Genomic DNA, 19,435 nt, shown 5'->3' on the forward strand with positions numbered 1-19,435 from the left:
GCTCAGCCCGTGGCGCGACGGCGGACCGCCTCGTAACCGACGCGGCAGTCCTTGTAGACGTCGGGCTTCTCGGTCGAGACGCGCGCCTCGACGACCTGCGGCTGCGCCAGGCACAGGTCGAGAATGCCCTCGACCAGCGTCTCCTGGAGGTTGAAGTGACGGCTCGCCGCGAGCTCGGCGATCCCGTCGTGAATCAGGTCGTAGTTCAGCACGTTGGTGATGCTGTCGCCGTGCGCGCGGTCGGGGTCCGCCAGGAGCAACTCGACGTTGATCACCACGGCCTGCGGCTTGGCCAGTTCGAAGTCATAGATGCCGATCGACACCAGCAGCCGCATGTCACGGATGAAGATGCGGCGCTGGGAGGTGACCATGGTCATTTCTTCTTCTTCAGGTCGAAGGCGATGTCGCGCGGCCGGCCGGTCAGATGCTCGCCGCCGTCGACGATGATGGTGTCGCCGGTGTAGCTCGGCGTCGCCACGATGAAGCGCAGCGCACGGACGAGATCGTCGACCATGACGCCGACCCCGAGCGGGTTGGCGGCGTGCTGCTCGGCGAAGCGCGCATCCGTCTGGCTGCCACTGCGCAGGGTCAGCCCGGGCGCGATGCCCGCCACCCGCAGCCGCGGCGCGAAGGATTGCGCCAGCAAGGTCGTCAGCCCCTGCAGGCCGATCTTGGAGAGCGTGTAGGTGAGAAAGTCGGGATTGAGGTTGTAGAGTTTCTGGTCGAGCACGTTGACGACCAGCCCGGTCTCGTCCGCCGGCAGCTGCCGCGCCAGCGCCTGGGCAAGCAGCAGCGGCGCCCGCAGGTTGATGGCCATGTGCTGGTCGAAGTCGGCGGCGGTCGCGGTCGGCGCCCGGTCGAGCTTGAACAGCGAGGCGCTGTTGACCAGGCAGGTGAGCCGCACGCCGCGCGCCTGGCACTTGCCCACCAGCCCCTCGGCCTGCCGCGCCGAGGCCAGATCGGCGCGCACGGCGACCGCCTTGCCGCCGGCCTCGCGGATGGTCGCAACGGTCTCCTTCGCCCCGGCTGCCGATTCCTTGTAGTGCACGAAGACGAAGAATCCGTCGGCCGCCAGCGCGAGCGCCAGGGCACGGCCGATTCGCAATCCCGCCCCCGTGACCAACGCGCCTTTCATGATGCGACACCCGCCCTTGGTGACTGAAAGAGGCGGCGGTTCTAGCATGCGACCATGAATTCGTCCCCGTTCGAAACCGTCGACTGCGTTGTCATTGGCGCAGGTGTTGTCGGCCTTGCCGTCGCCCGTGCCCTGGCCCTTGCCGGCCGTGAGGTCATCGTCGTGGAGGCGGCCGACGCCATCGGCACCGAAACCAGCTCACGCAACTCGGAGGTCATCCACGCCGGCATCTACTACCCCAAGGGCAGCCTGATGGCGCGGGCCTGCGTCGCCGGCCGGCGCATGCTCTATGCCTATTGCAAGGACCACGGCGTGCCGCATCTCAATTGCGGCAAGCTGATCGTGGCGACCAACGCGGCCGAGAGCGAGAAGCTCGCCGAGATCAAGGGACGTGCGGAAGCCAACGGCGTCGAGGGCATGCGCTTCCTAAGCGCCGCCGAGGCGATGGCGATGGAGCCGAACCTGCAATGCACGGCCGCCCTGTTCTCGCCCAGCACCGGGATCGTGGACAGCCATTCCTACATGCTGGCGCTGCAGGGCGATGCCGAGGCGCATGGGGCCATGTTCGCCTTCAACAGTCCGGTGAAGTCGGGGCGCGTCGTTGACGGTGGCATCGAGATCGAAGTCGGCGGAACCGAGCCGATGAACCTGCGTTGCCGCCTGCTGATCAATTCGGCGGGGCTTCATGCGCCGACGCTCGCAAGAAAAATCGTCGGAATGCCATCCGGGCATGTTCCGACCGCGTACTACGCCAAAGGAAACTACTTCACCTTGACCGGACGCTCCCCCTTCTCCCGCCTCATCTACCCCGTTCCGGTGCCGGGCGGGCTGGGCGTGCACATCACCGTCGACATGGGCGGCCAGGCGAAGTTCGGGCCCGACGTCGAGTGGATCGACGGCATCGAGTACACGGTCGATCCGCATCGCGCCGACAAGTTCTACGCCGCCGTGCGCAAGTACTGGCCCGGCATCAAGGACGGCTCGCTGCAGCCGGGCTACGCCGGCATCCGCCCGAAGATCGTGCCGCAGGGCGCGCCGGCGCAGGATTTCACCATCACGGGCCCCGCCGACCATGGCGTGCCGGGCCTCATCAATCTGTTCGGCATCGAATCGCCCGGCCTCACCGCCTCGCTGGCGCTGGCCGAGCAGGTGCGCGACCTCGCCGGTCCTGCATGAATTTGGCGCGCCGAGGCCTCCTTGCCAGCGTTCTCGGCCTGCTCGGTGGCTGCTCTCCCGCGGCGCTCCTGAACACGACCGTCGCGCGCTCGGGCTATACGCTCGACGCCGACATTCCCTACGGCAGTCTTCCCCGCCAGAAGCTCGACGTCTACTCGCCGGAGCAGCCGCGTGGCGACGGCAAGGCGGTGATCTTCTTCTATGGCGGCTCCTGGGATTCCGGCGCCAAGGGCGACTATCTCTTTGTCGGCCAGGCGCTGGCCGCGCGCGGCATCACCACCATCATTCCCGACTACCGCGTCTATCCTGAGGTTCGCTATCCCGACTTCCTCGACGATGGCGCAGCCGCGACGGCCTGGGCGGCACGGAAAGTCGGCACAGAAAAATTGTTCGTCACCGGTCATTCTGCGGGCGCCTACATCGCCATCATGATGGTCGCCAACACGCCCTATCTCGCCGCCACCGGTGTCGACCGCATGAAGCTTCCCGGCGGAATCGGCATCGCCGGCCCGTACGATTTCCTGCCCCTGACATCGCGACGGCTGAGGGAGATTTTCGGCGGCGATCGGCGCGAGACGCAGCCGATCGAATACGCCCGTGCGCCGCTGCCGCCGATCCTGCTGCTGCACGGCAGCGCCGACACGACGGTGAAGCCCTTCAACAGCGAACGGCTGGCGGCAGCCTGGCGGAAGGCCGGCGGCAAGGCCGAACTGAAGCTCTATCCCGAGGTCGACCATATCGACATCGTCGGCTCCTTCTCGGAACTGCTACGCAAGCGCGCGCCCTCCCTGGACGACACGATCTCCTTCATCGATCGCACCTGATCCGCATCGCGGACGGCATGTCCACGGTGCGATCCGTGGACTGGCCCCGGCCGTTCCGGTTCGCTAATGCTTGGGAAATCACCCAAGGGGGAACGGCAAGATGATCAAGACACGCTTCACCGAGATGTTCGGCATCAAGCACCCGATCGTACAGGGCGGCATGCAGTGGGTCGGCCGCGCCGAACTCGCCTCGGCCGTGTCCAATGCGGGCGCGCTGGGCATCCTCACCGGCCTCACCCAGCCGACGCCTGAGGATCTGCGCAAGGAGATCAAGCGCTGCCGCGAGATGACGGACCAGCCGTTCGGCGTGAACCTCACCATCCTGCCGACCCTCGTGCCGCGCCCCTATGGCGAATACATCGACGCCATCATCGATTCGGGCGTCAAGATCGTCGAGACCGCCGGCAACAATCCCAAGCCCTTTCTGCCCAAGCTCAAGGAAGCCGGCGTCAAGGTGATCCACAAGTGCACCGCGGTCCGCCACGGCCTCTCGGCCGAGAAGGCCGGCGTCGATGCGATCTCGATGGACGGCTTCGAATGCGCCGGCCACCCGGGCGAGGACGATGTGCCGAACCTCGTGCTGCTCCCGGCCGCCGCCAACGTCATCAAGATCCCGATGATCGCCTCGGGCGGCTTCGCCGATGCGCGCGGCCTCGTGGCGGCGCTGGCGCTGGGCTGCGAGGGCGTCAATATGGGCACCCGCTTCATGGCCACCAAGGAAGCGCCGATCCACCAGAACGTGAAGGAGAAGATCGTCTCCTCCGACGAGCGCAGCACGTCGCTGATCCTGCGCACCATGCGCAACACCAGCCGCGTCTACGGCAACAGCGTCGCCAAGAAGACGATCGAGATGGAAGGCGAGGGCAAGACCATCCAGGAGATCGGCCCGATCGTCGCCGGCGCCAAGGGCAAGGTCGTCTACGAAACCGGCGACATGGAACACGGCATCTGGTCGGCCGGCACATGCATGGGCCTGATCAACGACATCCCGTCCTGCAAGGAGCTGGTCGAGCGCATCGTCCGCGAAGCCGAGGAGATGATCCGCGGCCGCCTCGCCAAGTCGCTCGCGGCTTAGGTCATTTCGAGCAGAGATCGAATCTGCGTCGAACTTCCCAATGACCTCATCCTGAGGAGGCTGTGCAGCAGCCGTCTCGAAGGATGGGCTACACGTACACCGCCCGTTGCCCATCCTTCGAGACGCCGCGCTACGCGCGGCTCCTCAGGATGAGGTGGTGTGGGTAACCTGAGACGAAGGCTCTAACGCGGGCGCGCGCGATAGCGCTTCCAGGTTCGCCACAGCAGGCCGCCGAGCGGCGGCAGGAAACACAGGCTCGCGGCGATGATCGCCATCACCGCAACAAGGCAGCCCCAGCCGCGCTGGACGCCCACGACGCACTCCCAGTCGAGGGCCATGAAGACGAGCGCTGCGAGAAAGACCGGGTTGGCGAGGACGGCGACCGGCCAGAGCTGCGAGGCCGGCGCCTCGACCCCTGGTTTCCACTGGCACACCAGCGAACTCACGATCGCGCCGGCCAGCATGCCGACGCCCCCGATCAGCATGGCCTCGGCCGCCAGGAAAGCGCCCGCTCCCGCCCCGACGAGCAGGGCGGCGACCAGATGGCCCATGACGAAGGGACGGATGCGCAGCACGATCCTGTTGCCTGTATCTGAGAGCGCGCTGTTACACCAGATTGATGCGGCAGCCGCAGACCTCGACCTGACCGACGCCGTGCCGGCGGCCGCGCTTCTCGGCGGCGGCCAGCACGCGGTCGCGGTCGACGACCGTCACGTCGTAGGCCGAGACGCCGGGCCCGCGTCCGTCGACGATCGGCACGAAGCGGATCTGCGAACCGTCGAGCCGGATGATGTTGTCGACGGCCGGACGGTCGAGGATGCGCGACCAGGCGGCGGCGGCGCCGTCGGGATCGTCATGCTGGATTTCCACGCCCGCCAGGCCGTTGGTGACGTCCGAGCGCGCGTGCTTCGTCCAGTCCTTCTCCGCGGGCGGCCACCACAAAGCGGGATCGACGCCCGGAGGCGCAAACGTCGTGTCGAGCGACAGCAGCACGCCGTTCGTGTCCGAAGGATGGAAGTGGGTGTACTGGTACTCGGGCAGGTCCTTCTCGGCCACGGCACGCACGCCGAGCGCGGTGACGCGCTGGCGCTCGGCCACCGCATCGGGCACCTGCAGGATCACCATGTACCCGCCATCGCCGTTGCGGCGCTCGATGTAACGGCCGGCCGATGTGCCGTCCTTGAACGGCGACACGATCTCGAGGAAATCGTTGCCGGTCGGGCAGACGACGTTGGCCAGGCCCCACTTGGCGACGCCGGGATCGCGATAGGCGACCTCGATGCCGAGAATGTCGCACAGCTCCTCGGTGGAGCTCTCCAGGTCTTTGCAGACGAAGACGCATTGCCTCAGTCTCATCGCTTCGCTCCCATTCCTTCGTTGTGTGGTCTATCGTAACGCCATGCGGACCGTATGGACCATGGGCTTCGTGGCGGCGGCCGCCCTCTCGTTCTGCTTCCCGGACTTTGTCGTCTTCCGCTTCACCCAGGCGGCGATCTGGTCGATCGCGCTGCTGGGCCTGGTGATCCTGTGTGGCGTGAGCGGGCAATTCTCGCTGGCCCAGGCGGCGCTGTTCGGCATCGGCGGCTATGGTGCGGCGATGCTGGCGGCCCACACGCCGCTCTCGCCCTATGCCGGCCTCGCCCTCGCCCCGCTGCTGGGCTTCGCCGCGGGCTATGGCATCGGCCGGGTCGCCGGTTCCCACACGCTCTGGACGCAGGCGCTCGTCACCTACGCCGTCGTCATCGCCTTTCCGCAGTTACTGCGATGGCGACCGATCGAGCAGTGGACCGGCGGCGTGCAAGGCCTCTATCTCGACTTCCCGACGCCACCGACCGAGCTGCTCAGCAACGATCGCTGGGCCTTCCTGATGGCGCTCACGATCCTGGGCGCCGGCATCTGGCTGGCGCACAATCTGATCCACAGCCGCGCCGGCCGGGCACTGCAGGCGGCGCGCGATCACGATTTCGCGGCGACCGCCCAGGGCATCCGGGTGCCTCAGGCGCGCGCCGCCGCCTGCGGAATCGCCGGAGCCTATCTCGCCGTCGCCGGCTGCCTCTCGGCCTGGCAGTTTGGATTCGTGGGACCGGGCAGCTACAATTTCGCGCTGTCGGTCCAGATGCTGTTCGGCCTGGTGATCGGCGGCATGCACTCGGCCGGCGGCGCGGTCCTGGGCGGGCTCTTCCTGCAGTTCTTCCCCGACGTGACGGCGGGGCTGGGCAAGGGCTACTCGGCCCTGCTCTACGGCGTACTGCTGATCGCCGCCATGGTCGCCATGCCCGACGGCGTGGCGGGCGCGCTGGCCCGCCTCGCCGTCCGGCTGAAACTCAGACGCCCTTGAAGTCTAGAGGCCCTTGAAGTTCGGGGCGCGCTTCTCGACGAAGGCGCGGGCCGCTTCCTTGTGATCTTCCGTCTCGCCGGTGCGGATCATGCGCGCGGCTTCGCTGTCGAGCGCCTCGGAGAGGGTGCCCTCTTCCGCCACCTTCATGTTCTTCTTGGCGTGCCACCAGGCGACGCGCGGGCCAGCGGCCAGCTTCTTGGCGAAGGCCATCGTCTCGGCATCGAGATTGGCATCGTCGACGATGCGGGTCGCCAGCCCGAGCTTCTCGATCTGCTCGGCGCTCAGGATCTCGGCCGTGAAGTAGAGCTCGCGCGCCTTCGACGTGCCGACAAGCTTGTGCAGGAAATAGTGCGAGCCGAAATCGCCCGAGAAGCCGACCTTGGCGAAGGCGGTCGTCATGCGCGCGCTCTTGCCCGCGAAGCGCATGTCGGCAGCGAGGGCCAGCGACAGGCCGGCGCCGGCGGCGACGCCGTTCACCATGGCGATCGTCGGCTTGCCCATCTCGTGCAGCAGCTCGGAGACCTTCATGCGCTCGCGGATGTCGTGGACCTTGTCCTCGTAGGTCTTGTCCTGGTCGCGGCCCGCCGCCATCGACTTCACGTCGCCGCCGGCACAGAAGGCCTTGTCGCCGGCGCCGCGCACCACGACACAGCCGATGGCGCGATTGCCCGCCGCTTCCTCGAGCGAGTCGGAAAGCGCCTGCATCATGTCGCGGCTCAGCGCGTTCATGGCCTCGGGACGGTTGAGCACGATCTTCATGACGCCGTCTTCGACGGTCTTGATCAGGTGGGACATAGACTTCCTCCGGGATTGCGGTTGGCAGGTGTTGCGGCGAATGTTTCCCAAACCAATGAGTCGCGCAACGACATTCCGTCTTGCTGGGCGGAACCGAACCGGGAGGGATTTCTGGCCATGACCTACGAGACCTTGCTGACGCAGCTGGAGGGCGGCGTGATGACCGTGACGCTCAACCGGCCCGACAAGCTCAACGCCTTCTCGACCACGATGAGCCGCGAGCTGATCGACTTCTTCCAGCGCGTGAACGGGATGGACGAGGTGCGCGCCATCGTCGTCACCGGGGCGGGCCGAGCCTTCTGCGCCGGAGCCGACATTTCGGGCGGCACCGCCGCCTTCCAGGTCTGGAACGACGGCAACAAACCGCAGAAGCGCGAGGCTAGCGATTCGATCACGCTGGCGATCTTCAATTGCCTGAAGCCCATCGTGGCGGCGATCAACGGTGCCGCCGTCGGGGTCGGCATCACCATGTGCCTGCCGATGGACATCCGCATGATGTCGAGCAACGCCCGCATCGGCTTCGTCTTCAACAAGCGCGGCATGGCGATGGAGGCCGGGAGCTGCTGGTTCCTGCCCCGACTGGTCGGCATGCAGCAGGCGCAGGAATGGGTCATGACCGCCGAACTGTTCGGCGCGGACGAGGCCCTGAAGGGCGGTCTCGTCCGCTCCGTCCATGCGCCGGAGGAATTGCTGCCGGCGGCGCAGGCGCTGGCCGCGAAGTTCGCCGCCTCGACCTCCTCCGCCGTGGCCGCGGCGGTCAACCGTCGGCTGATGTGGAGCATGTGGGGCGCGCAGGATCCGCTCGATGCCGTGACGCTCGACCTGCAATGCGTCGGCCATCTCGCGGCCGGCGCCGATGCACAGGAAGGCATCAAGTCGTTCTTCGAGAAGCGGGCGCCCGACTTTCCCCTGAAACCCTCGAAGGACATGCCGCCCTTCGGCCCCTGGCCTCAGCCCACCGGCGGCACCAGGTAGACGCCGGGCTCGGCCGACAGGTTCTGCTTGATGCGGCGGCTGACTTCGTCGGCCAGGATCTCGGACTTGCCGGCCTCCAGAGCCTCGAGTGTCTGCCGCGCCACATCCTCGGGCTTCGACTTCGGCGCCGCGACCTCGCGCACCATGTCGGTGTCCATGTAGCCGACATGCAGGGCGAGGACCTGCGTGCCCTGGCTGCGCAGTTCGTTGCGCAGGCCGTTGCTGAACGACCAGGCCGCCGCCTTGGAGGCCGAGTAAGTCGACGAGGACGGGAACGCGACCCAGCTCAGTGCCGACAACACGTTCACGATCGCGCCGCCGCCGTTTCGCGCGAGGATGGGCGCGAAGGCGCGGCTGACATTGACCGGTCCGAAGAAGTTGGTTTCGAGCTCCGCGCGCACCGCCTCGACACCCGTCTCGCCGAGAAAGCCCGAACCGCGGATGATGCCGGCATTGTTGATCACGAGGGTGACATCGCCCAGCTCGGCGGCGGCGGCCTCAACCTCTCCCGCATTCGTCACATCGAGGCGCAGCGGCACCACACCCGCCTGCTTGACCGATGCCGGGTCGCGGGCCGCCGCATAGACCTTGCGGGCGCCGCCGGCCAGAAGGGCCTGGGTGAAGGCGAGCCCGAGGCCGCGATTGGCGCCGGTCACGAGGGCAACTGAGTCCTTGATTTTCACGCTACGTCTCCAATGGTCAAGATGACCGGTCGTCTTGAGATAAGAACAGCGCGACGCTTCTTCGAGAGAGTTTTCCTGCGTCAGGCCAGAATTTTGTTGAAGGCGACCGACATGAAGGCGTCGAGCGGGGCCGCGCTCTTGTCCACCCGGGACCTGAGGACCGCGCCTTCCCAGGCGTTCAGCAGGAAGGCCGCGAGCGTGGCGGCCGGGATATCCCGGCTGACATCGCCTGCCTGCTGGGCCTCGGCCACGACCTGCGCAATGTCCTTTGTCCAGTCGCTCATCGCGCCCGCCACGGCTCCCCTGATTCCGGGACTCTGGCTCGAAAGCTCGGCGCTGAAGTTGCCGAGCAGGCACCCCCGGCTGAAGCCGCTCGCCGGTCCGAGCTGGTTGAGGGATCTGAAATAGGCCTTGAGCCGGGCCATGGGCGCGCCCGGTCCCGCGACCAAAGCCTGCCGCCGCTCCACGCCCTTGGCGACGTAGCGCTCGACCACCTCGACGCCGATCGCGTCTTTGCTCTCGAAGTGATTGTAGAACGATCCCTTGGGGACCTTGGCGGCATCGGTGATGTCCTGCACGCCGGTGGCGTTGAAACCGTTCTTGTGCAGGGCCTCGAGCGCCGAAGTCAGCAGCCGGTCCCGGACGTTGGTCTTCTGTGCCATGGCTTTCGATATGACCGGTCGCCTTGCCATTTCAAGAGCTCAGGCCCGCACGCACCGTTTTGCGATAGACGACCGCAGATCGTATGGTCGCGCCGGTCGAATGGAGCCGGGGAGAAACATGCGCGCGATGATCTGCCGTCAGTGGGGCGGGCCCGAGGATTTGCGACTGGAAGAAGTCGAGTCGGCGCCGCTGAAGTCCGGCCAGGTGCGAATCCGCATCCGCGCGGCCGGTGTCAGCTTCGCCACGACGCTGGTGATCGCGGGCAAGTACCAGCGGCGGCCGCCCTTCCCCTTCGCGCCCGGCACCGAGGCGTCCGGCATCGTCACGGAGGTCGACCCCGCCTGCACCCGGGTCAAGGTGGGCGACGAGGTCGTGGCCGTGCTCGACTGGGGCGGGCTCGCCAAGGAAGTCGTGGCGCAAGAGGTCAACGTCTTTCCGAAGCCCAGCACCGTGGGCTTCGTCGAGGCGATCCAGCTCGCCATCTCCTACCCGACCTCGGCCGGCGCCCTGACCTGGGCCGAAGGGCTCGACGTGCAGCCGGGACATACCCTGCTGGTCCATGCGGCCGCCGGCGGCGTCGGCATGGCGGCGGTCGAGATCGGCAAGATCCTGGGCGCGACGGTGATCGCCACCGCGGGCGGCCCGCGCAAGACGGAATTCGCCAAGGCGCACGGCGCCGATCACGTGATCGACTACAGCGCGACGGATTTCCGTGAGGAAGTTCTGAAGCTCACCGGCGGCCGTGGCGTCGACCGGGTCTACGATCCGGTCGGCGGCGACGTCTTCACCCAATCCCTTCGGTGCATGGCCGTGGGCGGGCGCATCTGCCCCATCGGCTTCGCCAGCGGCACGATTCCCCAGATTCCAGCCAACATCCTCCTCGTGAAGACCCTCGCCGTGATGGGCTTCAACTACGGCTACTATGTCGGCTGGAGCCCGCACGATGCGCGCTTCGAGGAAGCATCGCGCACCTTCGCCCTGGCGGAGCGCATTCGCGGCTGGTGCGAGCAGGGTCTGTGCCACCCGCATGTCGACCGCACCTTCGCCCTGCCCGACGCCCCGCAGGCGATGCGTGCACTCCTGGAGCGCAGCGTCACCGGCCGCGTGGCCATCGTGATGGACTGACGACTACTTCTTCGTCAGCTTGCCTTCGAAGACGCAGTAGCCATCGAGCTTGATCTTCGAATCGCCGTCCTTGATCTGGCCAACGACGTCCATCATGCCGCCGCCGCCGACCACGGCCGCGGTCTTGATGGCGCCGTTCCTGCCGAGCGTCGTCTCGAAGGTCCGCTCCGGCCGGCCGGACTGCTGAAACCGTCCCTTCACAACGTCGCCCTCGACCGAGACATCGATCGTCATCTGGTAGGTATTGCATTTCGTGGTCCCCAGCACGTTCTTGCCCATGCCGGTCCACGTGTAGAGCACCGGCTCCGCGTACGCCGCGCCGGCGGCAAGCGTCAGGACCGTCGTCACTGCGCCAAGAGTCCTGAACATCGATCTCTCCACGACAATTCTGCAAGGCTGAGGCCGTCACCTGCCGGTGAAGGCCGGTTCACGCTTCTCGAGGAAGGCCCTGATACCCTCCTTCATGTCTTCCGTCTGCATCAGCGGCAGGAGCTGCAGGAAGACGTGATGGACATGCTCGTTGAACGGCTCGTTCCACGCCATGCGCATCATGCGCTTGGCCGCCTGGATGGCGAGCGGCGCGTTCGCGGCGATCTCCAGCGCCAGGTCGCGGGCGGCGCCCATGACGTCGGCGTCCGGCACGACCTTGTTCACCAGGCCGATCTCCAGCGATTGCGCGGCGGTCAGGGTCCGGCCAGTGAAGATCAACTCTGAAGCCTTGGCCCAACCCAGCATGCGCGGCAGGTACCAGGTGCCGCCGGACTCCGGCAGGACGCCACGCTTGGCGTAGGAGGCGGCGAGCTTGGCCGACTGCGCCATCACCCTGATGTCGGCGCCGAGCGCCAGGTCGAGCCCGTAGCCGGCCGCAGACCCGTTGAGGGCGCATATCACCGGCTTGTCCATCGCGTGCAGGACGGGCGGCGGCGTGTTGCGCAGGTCGATGTTGGTCGGCGTGGCGCCCGAGCCGACGCTCAGATTGTCAGTGCCCTTGCTCTGCGCTTCGAGGTTCAGTCCGGCGCAGAAGGCGCGGCCCGTCCCCGTCAGGATCACCACGCGCACGGCGCGGTCCTCGTTGGCCTTCACCAGCGCATCGGTGAGTTGCTTCAGCATCGGGCCGGAAATCGTGTTCATGCGCTGCGGCGCATTGAGCGTGATCGCAGCGATCGCGCCATCGACGGCGTAGAGCAGCTCTTCCGGCATGACGGAACCTGTGGGTGCGGCCGCAAACTGGCTCATGTTTCCTCCTCCTGGCGATTGCCGTTATGGTGGCGCAGGAGATCAGGACACGCCATGCAAAACCGTTTCATCGACCTTTACAGCGACACCAAGACCAAGCCCTCCCCCGGCATGCGGAAGGCGATGGCCGACGCCGAGGTCGGCGACGAGCAGAAGATGGAAGACCCCACCGTCAACCGCCTGCGCGACAAGGTGTGCGAGCTGCTGGGCAAGGAAGACGCGGTGTTCCTGCCGAGCGGCACCATGGGCAACCAGATCGCGATCCGCGTCCATTGCCGGCTGGGCGACGAGGTGATCGCCGACCGCACGGCGCATATCATCAATGCTGAATCGGGCGGCACCGCCGCCAATGCCGGCGTCATGATCCGCATGCTCGACGGCCCCCAAGGCGTCTTCACCGGCGAGCAGGTCAAGGAAGCCATTCGCGATCCCAACAGCCGCAATGCGCCGCGCTCACGTCTCGTGTCGATCGAGAACACCTCGAACGGCGGCTGCGGCACCGTGTGGCCGCTCGCCACCATGCAGGGCGTGACCAAGGTCGCGCGCGAGGCCGGCCTCAGCCTGCACATGGACGGCGCCCGCCTCTGCAACGCGGTCGTGAAGTCGGGCACCAAGGCCAGCGACTATGCCGCCTGCGTCGACTCGCTGTGGCTCGACTACACCAAGGGCCTGGGCGCGCCGGTCGGCGCGAGTCTCGCAGGGTCGAAGGAATTCATCCACGAGGCGTGGCGCCAGAAGCAGATGCTGGGCGGCTCGATGCGCCAGTCCGGCATCATCGCCGCCGCCGCCCTCTATGCCCTCGAACACAACTGGGACCGCCTCGCAGAAGACCACGACAATGCCCGCCATCTCTCGGAGGGCATCGCCAACATCAAGGGCCTGAAGATCGACGTGCCGCGGATGGAAACGAACCTCGTCTTCTTCGAGGTCACCAAGCCCGGCTGGACGCCGGCCCGGCTGGTCGAGGCCTGCAAGGAGCGCGGCGTGGGCATGGGCACCGCCGCCGGCAACCGCATCCGCGCCGTCACCCATCTCGACGTCAACAAGTCCGACATCGACAGTGCTCTCAAGGTGATCAGCGACGCGCTGGCGGCGTAAAAGAGAAGAACTTCTGATTGGAGCGCGCCACTCCAGTGGCGCTCATGATTGCGCCACTGAAGTGGCGCGCTCCCGTGAGCATCTCCAGGACCTAAGGCACCGCGTGGCCGCGGCGGGTCCACTCCTGAACCAGGAAGCGGATATCGAAGATCGGCTTGCTGTCGTAGCCCTTGCCGACCCAGCAGAACTGGCGCTGGTCGAGGCTGCGACCTTCGATCAGGCGAAGTCCCGCTTCCAGCTCGCCGCGCCGCGCCAGGGCGACGGCCTGCAAGCCCTGCAGCGTGTCGCGCAGACAGGCGGCGTCCTTGGCGGGGAGCTGGGCCAGCTCGCGCGGAAGCGGACGCGTCGCGGCTTCGATCTCGCCCGCGGCGCCGTCCCAGGCGAGCGCATCGGCCACCTCGACCAGGCGGCGGCTGGCTTCCTGGGTATCAGCGCCGGGACGCAAGCCCACGAGCGTTGCGACATCGCTCCGATCGCCCAGCTCGCGCAGCAGCATGACGCCCACGAAGATGTCGGAAACGCCGAAGGCGCCGGCGCTGCCCGCCACAAAGTCGCGCAGCATCGCCTTCGCCTTGTCGACCCGCCCTTGAAGCAGCAGGAGCCTCAGCGCCGGAAGGTCCTTGCCGGGAAAGACGTGCAGATAGGCATCGAGCGCCGCCGCGGCGCGCTCCGCGAGGCCGGCATTCTGCTGCGCCTCGATGATGTGGAGGATGGGGCCGGCATCGAGGTCGACCGCGGCCGGCTCCGCTTCCATGAGCGCCCGCGCATCGACGGCATTGCCTTCGAGCACCAGGGCGATCAACTGGAGTTGCGCCCGAAGTTTGGGATTGATGCGATCCAGCGTCTCGCGGTCGGCCCCGGCCAGCCCGGCCAGTCTGCGCGCCAACGGTGAGCGGGGATAGATCGCCAGAAAGGACACGGCCCAGTCCACGCCCAGCGCCTTGGCCGCCGCGTCCTCAATCGGTGCGCCCGCCGCCATACGCGCGAGGATCAGCGACTGCCGGGCCCCGTACCAGGCGAGCGCCGGCGCATTGTTGCGACGCGCGAGGTCGGTCTGCGCATCGGCCGCCAGTATCGCGGCATTGGTGAGATCGATGCCGTTTTCGCGCGCGCTCTTGTCGAAGATGGCGATCAGCTGTTCGATCAGTTCGACCGAAGCCGGTCCCGCCGTCGCCCCGGCCACCGAGTCCGCGAGGGCCACGAGATAGGGCTGACCCAGGGGCGTGCCGCCGGGTTGGGCCGTCAGCTTGAAGGCCGACTGCCAGTAGACGCTGCGCGCCTGCCATCGCCGCGCGAAGCCGCCATCGAGCGTCCAGTCGCAGTCGCCATAGTCGACCGACACGCGGCGGTCGGGCGAAAGCTGCCGCGGCTCGACGGCCTCGACGACCTTTCGCACGAGGCGCTCGACCTCCGCGCTGTCCCCGCGCCGGCTGGCCATGACGGCCAGCCGCGCCAGGATCTCAGGCCCTGCAGGCGCCCGCCGCGTGGTCTGGGTCATGCTGCCCGCCGCGCGCTGCTCGGCCTCGGCCGAGGCCCCGAGATCGGCCAGCCTCAACCCCATGGCGGCGTCGAGCTCGGGCGCGGTCAGGCGCGTTGCCACCTGCCGGGCCAGCGACCGGTGGCCGCGCTGGCACATCCAGTCGATGGCCACGCTGCGATTGACGATTCCCGCGACCTCGCCGACACCCGGCTGCATCGACTGGAAGAACCAGCTCATGGCCTCGGCGTCGTTGGCGCGCATGAGCTGCAGGAAATACTGCTTGTTGACGCTTTCCCCGGACGACAGGCCGGAATACTGCCGGTCGAGCAGGAAGATGCGCTGCAGGTCGTCGCGCTCCTCCGCAAGCGTCCTGGCCGCAGCTAGGCCGACCTCGATGACTTCGCGATCGCTCGACGGGGTCTTCTCTGCCAGCGCCTCGTCGATCGCCCTCAGCCGGTCGGCGGCCTCGTACTGGCGATGGGTCGACGGCAGGGAGAGCAGAGCCAGATAGGCCTCGACCTGCATCCGCCGCTTCAGGTCGGCATTGGTCTCGCGCTGCGCCTTGTCGAGCTGAGCGTCGACCAGCTCGACCGCGCGCGCGAGCGTCGTCCGGTCGACCGGCGATTGCGCCTGGCCGACAGAAGCGAAGCAGTGCACTGCCAAGGCCGCAGCCAAGGCGGACTTGATCCAAACCCGAATTTTCATCGTCGATGCTGGTCGCCGGAACCGGTGTATGGTGATCGCTAACGAACGACTGAGTGCATTTGGTGGCAAAGATTACAACAGACTGGCCAATTCGGCGTCCCACCCCATCCGGCATCGGCGGGGCCCAATGAACGTCCCCCTCCAGCTCGGTCATTCGATCGCCCGTCGCGAGGATCAGCGGTTCCTGACCGGCCGCGGGCGCTATGCAGACAATACCGCGCCGGCCGATGCGCTCGCCGTGCTGTTCGTGCGCTCGCCGCATGCGCATGCGCGAATTCTGGGCATCGACACCGCGACCGCGCTCGCCGTGCCCGGCGTTCAGGCGATCTATACGGCGCAGGATCTCGTGGCCGACAAGGTCGGTCACCTGCCGGCCATCAGCGAGATCAAGGACGAGGCCGGGAATCGCCATCGCGAGCCGGCGCATCTGCCGATGCCGGTCGGCAAGGTGCGGCATGTCGGCGATATCGTGGCGATGATCGTGGCCGGCACGGTCGACCAGGCGCGCGATGCCGCCGAGCTGCTCCAGATCGACTATGAGGAACTGCCCGCGGTCGTGACGGCGGCGCAGGCGCTGGCGCCCGATGCGCCGCTCGTACACGACGACGTGCCCGGCAACCTGATGTGCCGCTGGGGCAAGGGCGACGGTGCGGCGACCGAGGCGGCGTTTGCGCGTGCGGCGCATGTCACCACGCTCTCGATCCGCTCGCCGCGCCAGATCGTGCACTACATGGAGACGCGGGCCGCCTGGTCGCGCTACGACGCCGGCGACGATCTCGTCACCGTCACCTTCTCCTCGCAGGGCGTGCAGATCCCGCACCGGCTGATGTGCGAGCGTGTGCTCCACGTCCCGAAGGAAAAGCTGCGCCTGATCACCGAGGATGTCGGCGGCGGCTTCGGGCCGAAGTATCCGATCTACGCCGAATCGACCTTGATCGCCTGGGCGACGCGCAAGCTCGGGCGCGGTCTGCGCTGGACCTGCGAGCGCAGCGAGCTCGCGCTGGCCGACAGCCACGCCCGCGACCTCGTCGCCACGGCTGATCTCGCGCTCGACGCCGAGGGTCGCTTCATCGGCCTGCGCGTGAAGGCGGAAGCCAATTACGGCGCCTACGTCTCGATGTTCGCCCCGACCATCCCGACGACGGGCCTCGCCAAGGTCATCTCCGGCCTTTACCGCATTCCCGCGATCCGCATCGACTTCGACTGCGTCTTCAGCAATACGGTGCCGGTCGACGCCATCCGGGGTGCCGGCAAGCCCGAGGCGCTGTTCCTGCTGGAGCGTCTGGTCGATCTCGCCGCGCACGAGACCGGCCGCACGCCGGTTGAACTCAGGTGGATCAACCTGCTGCGTGCCGACGAGATGCCATACGCGGCCGCGAGTGGCTACACCTACGATGCCGCCGATTGCACACGGCTGTTCGAGACGGCGCTTTCGGCGGCCGACGAAGCGGGCTTCGACGCCCGGCGCGCTGCAAGCCAAGCCGCGGGCAAGCGGCGCGGCCTTGGCCTGTCCTGCCACCTTCATGGCACCGGCGGTATTGCCGACGAGCATGTCGTGGTGAATGCCGAGGCCGGCCGGCTGGTCGCACGGGTCGGCACGCAGAGCCAGGGCCAGGGCCACGAGACCGTGTTCGCGCAGATCCTGGCGGCCGCGCTCGGCGTCCCGGTCGAGCGTATCGAGATCAAGCAGGGCGACACGCGCAGCATCCCGCATGGCGGCGGCACAGGCGGCTCCTCTTCCACCATCATCAGCGGCACGACGCTCAAGCGCGCGGCCGACGTGTTGATCGAGCGCGGTCGCGACCTCGCCGCCGAACGACTCGAGACATCGCCCGCGGACATCGCCTATCGCGACGGCACCTTCGAGGTGGTGGGCACAGACCGGCGGGTCGGCCTGTTCGAGCTCGCGGCCTGGAAGCCGTTCGACGGCGATGCCGTGTTTGCCGACAGGATCGATTCCTTTCCCACCGGCGTCATGGTCTGCGAGGTCGAGGTCGATCCCGAGACCGGCGAGACGCGCATCGACCGGTTCCTGGCCGTTGCCGACTGCGGCCAGGTCGTGAATCCGCGCCTGCTTGCCGGCCAGATGCATGGCGGCATCGTGCACGGTCTCGGCAACGCGATGATGGAAGAAGCCCTTTACGACGAGGAGAGCGGCCAGCTGCTCACCGGCACCCTGATGGACTATGCCTTGCCACGCGCCGACGACGTGCCCTCGTTCGGGATCGAGACGATCGTGACGCTCTCGCCCAACAACATGCTGGGCTTCAAGGGCGTCGGCGAGCTGCCGACCAACGGCGCGCCGGCGGCGCTGGCCAACGCAGTTCTCGATGCGTTGCGGCCGCTGGGCGTCCGTCACATCGACATGCCGCTGACTGCCGCCAAGGTCTGGGCGGCCCTGCAGAAGGGCTGATCAGGCCTGCAGCAGGTCGAAGAGGCCGCGGCCGCCGACATAGAGGCCGGCCGCGATCACGAACAGGGCGAAGATCCGCGTGAGCACGCCCTTGCGCTGGGCCAGCGCGGCATTGGCCTTGGTGCCGGCCAACGCACCGGCGACGCCGCCCGCGATCAGCAGGGCGGCCACGTGCCAGTCGACCAGGCCGGACCAGGCATAGCTGCCGGCCGCCGTGATGCCGAAGGCGGTCACCGCAACGAGCGAGGCGCTGGTCGCCTCTTCCAGCTTCATGTCGGCGGCGAGAATCAGGCCCGGCACAATCAGGAAACCGCCGCCGATGCCGAAGAAGCCCGACAGGAGACCGACGCCCGCCCCCAGCACGATGAGACGCGGCAAGAGCTGCCGCGCGTTCTCCCGCGTCAGCCAGGCCGACTGGCTGCCGCCCTTGTCCTTGGGGCGCAGCATCATCAGGCCGACGACGATCATCAGGATTCCGAACAGCGCGACGAGCTTCTGCCCGTCCATGGCCTTGCCGAGCGCGGCACCCGCGAAGGCGCCGCCGACGCCCGCGAGGCTGAACACAATGGCACAGGGCCAGCGGATCGGGGCCTTGCGCGCATGCATCGCCAGCCCCGCCGCGGCATTGACGGCCACGGCGAAGGCGGCGGTGCCGATCGCGACATGTGCCGACGGCATGCCGACGGCGTAGAGAAGCAGCGGGACGGCGAGGATGGAGCCGCCGCCCCCGATGAGTCCGAGGACGAGGCCGACCACACCGCCCGAGGCGAGCGCCGCGACCGGGGCGAACATCAGGCCAGCGCCTTCCGCGCCGCCCGGTTCCACGGCATCAGCGCCAGCAGCTTGGCCATGCCGCACCAGCCCGTGCTGCCGGCGAAAACCAGCCCGGCGCCGACAAACGCCGAGACGGCGAGGAACGGCGGCGCGATCCAAAGGCCGAGGACGACGCCCAGCACGACCAGGCTGCCGGCCACGATCTGGACCTGGCGCATGATCTCGATCGGCTGACTCCTGTCGGCCGAAATCGGCAGGCCGGCACGCTTCCAGGCCTCGAGCCCGCCCTCGAGCAGGTAGGCCTCGCATCCCGCCGCCTCGCCGAGGCGCGCGGCATTGGCGCCGGTGCGGGCGCCGGAGCGGCAATGGAAGATGACCGCCTTCGCGCCGGGCGCTTGCACGCTCCGCAGCGTGGAGAGCGGCGCATGCTGTGTACCCGGGATGTACTCGCGCGCCCTTTCGTCGGCCTCGCGCACGTCGACCAGGACGGCGCCTTCGGCAATGAGCTGCCGCGCCTTGGCGGCATCGATGACTGGCAGAGACATGATGGATCCTTTCCGCGCGGCCGTTCAGTCCGCGCAATAGAGTCGATGAAGCGTCGACAGCAGCGTCTCGATCCGCGCATCGCCGATCCGGTACCAGACGGTCTGCGCCTCGCGCCGGAAGGCGACGATCCCCTCCTCCCGCATGCGGGCGAGATGCTGGGACAGCGCCGACTGCGACAGGCCGACTTCGGCCGCCAGCGTGCCGACGGTCGCCTCACCCACCTCCACGAGCTTGCAGAGGATGAGCAGGCGGCGGTCGTTCGCGAGCGCCGAGAGGATGCCGGCCACTTCGCCGGCTTTCGCCTGAAGCGCCTTGGGATCGATGTTCTGTTTCGTCTTCATTTTAGATCTTGCTAATTTAGTGATTGCTAATATATCTGTCAATCAGGAAACGG

General features: G+C 67.6%; 21 protein-coding genes. 8 read left to right on the plus strand and 13 right to left on the minus strand.

The genetic code is table 11. The features are described from left to right. Positions 1–2 precede the first annotated feature (2 nt). Both ACO07I_RS07660 and ACO07I_RS07665 read right to left on the minus strand, forming a co-directional pair. The gene (locus ACO07I_RS07660) at positions 3–377 is read right to left on the minus strand and encodes a dihydroneopterin aldolase (protein WP_422015924.1); all 375 of its coding nucleotides are present in this window, start codon (positions 375–377) and stop codon (positions 3–5) included. Next, complete coding sequence (locus ACO07I_RS07665; protein WP_422015926.1) at positions 374–1,135, minus strand: SDR family oxidoreductase; 762 nt, start codon at positions 1,133–1,135, stop codon at positions 374–376. The genes ACO07I_RS07660 and ACO07I_RS07665 overlap by 4 nt, the downstream gene beginning before the upstream one ends. A gap of 54 nt (positions 1,136–1,189) precedes the next feature. Between ACO07I_RS07665 and ACO07I_RS07670 the strand changes: the two genes are divergently transcribed. The 3 genes from ACO07I_RS07670 to ACO07I_RS07680 all read left to right on the plus strand — a co-directional run bounded on the left by ACO07I_RS07670 (position 1,190) and on the right by ACO07I_RS07680 (position 4,210). Further along, positions 1,190–2,311: an NAD(P)/FAD-dependent oxidoreductase gene (locus tag ACO07I_RS07670; RefSeq protein ID WP_422015928.1), complete on the plus strand. Its 1,122-nt coding sequence runs from the start codon at positions 1,190–1,192 to the stop codon at positions 2,309–2,311. After that, positions 2,308–3,135 carry an alpha/beta hydrolase gene (locus ACO07I_RS07675; protein ID WP_422015930.1) on the plus strand — a complete coding sequence of 276 codons (828 nt, stop codon included), beginning with the start codon at positions 2,308–2,310 and terminating at the stop codon, positions 3,133–3,135. The genes ACO07I_RS07670 and ACO07I_RS07675 overlap by 4 nt, the downstream gene beginning before the upstream one ends. 100 nt (positions 3,136–3,235) lie before the next feature. Then, complete coding sequence (locus ACO07I_RS07680) at positions 3,236–4,210, plus strand: NAD(P)H-dependent flavin oxidoreductase (protein WP_422015932.1); 975 nt, start codon at positions 3,236–3,238, stop codon at positions 4,208–4,210. Between the two features lie 182 nt (positions 4,211–4,392). Here the strand turns inward: ACO07I_RS07680 and ACO07I_RS07685 are convergent, their stop codons facing one another. Then, positions 4,393–4,785: a hypothetical protein gene (locus ACO07I_RS07685; RefSeq protein WP_422015934.1), complete on the minus strand. Its 393-nt coding sequence runs from the start codon at positions 4,783–4,785 to the stop codon at positions 4,393–4,395. A 31-nt stretch (positions 4,786–4,816) separates the two neighbouring features. Further along, entirely contained in the window at positions 4,817–5,566 is a 750-nt protein-coding gene (locus ACO07I_RS07690; protein ID WP_422015936.1) for a VOC family protein, read from the minus strand. A gap of 43 nt (positions 5,567–5,609) precedes the next feature. On the opposite strand from ACO07I_RS07690, the gene ACO07I_RS07695 reads away from it, so the two are divergent. Then, positions 5,610–6,548, plus strand: a complete 939-nt coding sequence (locus tag ACO07I_RS07695; protein ID WP_422015938.1) for a branched-chain amino acid ABC transporter permease — start codon at positions 5,610–5,612, stop codon at positions 6,546–6,548. 3 nt (positions 6,549–6,551) lie between these two features. Here ACO07I_RS07695 and ACO07I_RS07700 read toward each other — a convergent pair whose 3' ends face one another. Then, a complete protein-coding gene (locus tag ACO07I_RS07700) occupies positions 6,552–7,343 on the minus strand; it encodes an enoyl-CoA hydratase (protein ID WP_422015940.1) in 792 nt (263 codons plus the stop codon). Positions 7,344–7,460: 117 nt separating this feature from the next. Here ACO07I_RS07700 and ACO07I_RS07705 point away from each other — a divergent pair, with 117 nt between their 5' ends. Beyond that, positions 7,461–8,318 carry an enoyl-CoA hydratase-related protein gene (locus ACO07I_RS07705; RefSeq protein ID WP_422015942.1) on the plus strand — a complete coding sequence of 286 codons (858 nt, stop codon included), beginning with the start codon at positions 7,461–7,463 and terminating at the stop codon, positions 8,316–8,318. Here the strand turns inward: ACO07I_RS07705 and ACO07I_RS07710 are convergent. After that, entirely contained in the window at positions 8,294–9,001 is a 708-nt protein-coding gene (locus tag ACO07I_RS07710) for an SDR family oxidoreductase (protein WP_422015944.1), read from the minus strand. The genes ACO07I_RS07705 and ACO07I_RS07710 overlap by 25 nt on opposite strands. Before the next feature lie 80 nt (positions 9,002–9,081). Further along, positions 9,082–9,663 carry a TetR family transcriptional regulator C-terminal domain-containing protein gene (locus ACO07I_RS07715; protein ID WP_422015946.1) on the minus strand — a complete coding sequence of 194 codons (582 nt, stop codon included), beginning with the start codon at positions 9,661–9,663 and terminating at the stop codon, positions 9,082–9,084. A 118-nt stretch (positions 9,664–9,781) separates the two neighbouring features. Between ACO07I_RS07715 and ACO07I_RS07720 the strand changes: the two genes are divergently transcribed. Beyond that, the gene (locus ACO07I_RS07720) at positions 9,782–10,789 is read left to right on the plus strand and encodes an NADPH:quinone oxidoreductase family protein (RefSeq protein WP_422015948.1); all 1,008 of its coding nucleotides are present in this window, start codon (positions 9,782–9,784) and stop codon (positions 10,787–10,789) included. 3 nt (positions 10,790–10,792) lie between these two features. Here the strand turns inward: ACO07I_RS07720 and ACO07I_RS07725 are convergent, their stop codons facing one another. Then, positions 10,793–11,158, minus strand: coding sequence for a hypothetical protein (locus tag ACO07I_RS07725; RefSeq protein WP_422015950.1), 366 nt, complete (start codon positions 11,156–11,158; stop codon positions 10,793–10,795). Between the two features lie 36 nt (positions 11,159–11,194). Further along, complete coding sequence (locus ACO07I_RS07730) at positions 11,195–12,025, minus strand: enoyl-CoA hydratase/isomerase family protein (protein ID WP_422015952.1); 831 nt, start codon at positions 12,023–12,025, stop codon at positions 11,195–11,197. 54 nt (positions 12,026–12,079) lie between these two features. Between ACO07I_RS07730 and ACO07I_RS07735 the strand changes: the two genes are divergently transcribed. Continuing rightward, positions 12,080–13,123 (plus strand): threonine aldolase family protein, encoded by a 1,044-nt coding sequence (locus ACO07I_RS07735; protein ID WP_422015954.1) that lies wholly within the window; start codon positions 12,080–12,082, stop codon positions 13,121–13,123. Positions 13,124–13,214: 91 nt separating this feature from the next. On the opposite strand, the gene ACO07I_RS07740 is transcribed toward ACO07I_RS07735, so the two are convergent. Further along, positions 13,215–15,308 carry a hypothetical protein gene (locus ACO07I_RS07740; protein WP_422015956.1) on the minus strand — a complete coding sequence of 698 codons (2,094 nt, stop codon included), beginning with the start codon at positions 15,306–15,308 and terminating at the stop codon, positions 13,215–13,217. A gap of 127 nt (positions 15,309–15,435) precedes the next feature. Here ACO07I_RS07740 and ACO07I_RS07745 point away from each other — a divergent pair, with 127 nt between their 5' ends. After that, positions 15,436–17,721 (plus strand): xanthine dehydrogenase family protein molybdopterin-binding subunit, encoded by a 2,286-nt coding sequence (locus ACO07I_RS07745; protein ID WP_422015958.1) that lies wholly within the window; start codon positions 15,436–15,438, stop codon positions 17,719–17,721. Here ACO07I_RS07745 and ACO07I_RS07750 read toward each other — a convergent pair whose 3' ends face one another. Genes ACO07I_RS07750 through ACO07I_RS07760 form a run of 3 tightly spaced genes read right to left on the minus strand, consistent with a single transcriptional unit; the run spans position 17,722 to position 19,382 of the window. After that, a complete protein-coding gene (locus ACO07I_RS07750) occupies positions 17,722–18,513 on the minus strand; it encodes a sulfite exporter TauE/SafE family protein (RefSeq protein ID WP_422015960.1) in 792 nt (263 codons plus the stop codon). Next, complete coding sequence (locus tag ACO07I_RS07755; protein ID WP_422015962.1) at positions 18,513–19,040, minus strand: rhodanese family protein; 528 nt, start codon at positions 19,038–19,040, stop codon at positions 18,513–18,515. The genes ACO07I_RS07750 and ACO07I_RS07755 overlap by 1 nt, the downstream gene beginning before the upstream one ends. Positions 19,041–19,064: 24 nt before the next feature. After that, positions 19,065–19,382, minus strand: coding sequence for an ArsR/SmtB family transcription factor (locus ACO07I_RS07760; RefSeq protein WP_422015964.1), 318 nt, complete (start codon positions 19,380–19,382; stop codon positions 19,065–19,067). Positions 19,383–19,435: the final 53 nt, after the last annotated feature.

The sequence above is a fragment of the Reyranella sp. genome (genome assembly GCF_965227665.1).
In the GTDB taxonomy this organism is placed as follows: Bacteria; Pseudomonadota; Alphaproteobacteria; order Reyranellales; family Reyranellaceae; genus Reyranella.

Excerpts from the sequence above, each read along its gene's own strand:
- ACO07I_RS07660 (WP_422015924.1), bottom strand. The coding sequence starts at position 377 with ATGACCATGGTCACCTCCCAGCGCCGCATCTTCATCCGTGACATGCGG.
- ACO07I_RS07665 (WP_422015926.1), bottom strand. The coding sequence starts at position 1,135 with ATGAAAGGCGCGTTGGTCACGGGGGCGGGATTGCGAATCGGCCGTGCC.
- ACO07I_RS07670 (WP_422015928.1), top strand. The coding sequence starts at position 1,190 with ATGAATTCGTCCCCGTTCGAAACCGTCGACTGCGTTGTCATTGGCGCA.
- ACO07I_RS07675 (WP_422015930.1), top strand. The coding sequence starts at position 2,308 with ATGAATTTGGCGCGCCGAGGCCTCCTTGCCAGCGTTCTCGGCCTGCTC.
- ACO07I_RS07680 (WP_422015932.1), top strand. The coding sequence starts at position 3,236 with ATGATCAAGACACGCTTCACCGAGATGTTCGGCATCAAGCACCCGATC.
- ACO07I_RS07690 (WP_422015936.1), bottom strand. The coding sequence starts at position 5,566 with ATGAGACTGAGGCAATGCGTCTTCGTCTGCAAAGACCTGGAGAGCTCC.
- ACO07I_RS07695 (WP_422015938.1), top strand. The coding sequence starts at position 5,610 with ATGCGGACCGTATGGACCATGGGCTTCGTGGCGGCGGCCGCCCTCTCG.
- ACO07I_RS07700 (WP_422015940.1), bottom strand. The coding sequence starts at position 7,343 with ATGTCCCACCTGATCAAGACCGTCGAAGACGGCGTCATGAAGATCGTG.
- ACO07I_RS07705 (WP_422015942.1), top strand. The coding sequence starts at position 7,461 with ATGACCTACGAGACCTTGCTGACGCAGCTGGAGGGCGGCGTGATGACC.
- ACO07I_RS07715 (WP_422015946.1), bottom strand. The coding sequence starts at position 9,663 with ATGGCACAGAAGACCAACGTCCGGGACCGGCTGCTGACTTCGGCGCTC.
- ACO07I_RS07720 (WP_422015948.1), top strand. The coding sequence starts at position 9,782 with ATGCGCGCGATGATCTGCCGTCAGTGGGGCGGGCCCGAGGATTTGCGA.
- ACO07I_RS07725 (WP_422015950.1), bottom strand. The coding sequence starts at position 11,158 with ATGTTCAGGACTCTTGGCGCAGTGACGACGGTCCTGACGCTTGCCGCC.
- ACO07I_RS07730 (WP_422015952.1), bottom strand. The coding sequence starts at position 12,025 with ATGAGCCAGTTTGCGGCCGCACCCACAGGTTCCGTCATGCCGGAAGAG.
- ACO07I_RS07735 (WP_422015954.1), top strand. The coding sequence starts at position 12,080 with ATGCAAAACCGTTTCATCGACCTTTACAGCGACACCAAGACCAAGCCC.
- ACO07I_RS07740 (WP_422015956.1), bottom strand. The coding sequence starts at position 15,308 with ATGAAAATTCGGGTTTGGATCAAGTCCGCCTTGGCTGCGGCCTTGGCA.
- ACO07I_RS07745 (WP_422015958.1), top strand. The coding sequence starts at position 15,436 with ATGAACGTCCCCCTCCAGCTCGGTCATTCGATCGCCCGTCGCGAGGAT.
- ACO07I_RS07750 (WP_422015960.1), bottom strand. The coding sequence starts at position 18,513 with ATGTTCGCCCCGGTCGCGGCGCTCGCCTCGGGCGGTGTGGTCGGCCTC.
- ACO07I_RS07755 (WP_422015962.1), bottom strand. The coding sequence starts at position 19,040 with ATGTCTCTGCCAGTCATCGATGCCGCCAAGGCGCGGCAGCTCATTGCC.
- ACO07I_RS07760 (WP_422015964.1), bottom strand. The coding sequence starts at position 19,382 with ATGAAGACGAAACAGAACATCGATCCCAAGGCGCTTCAGGCGAAAGCC.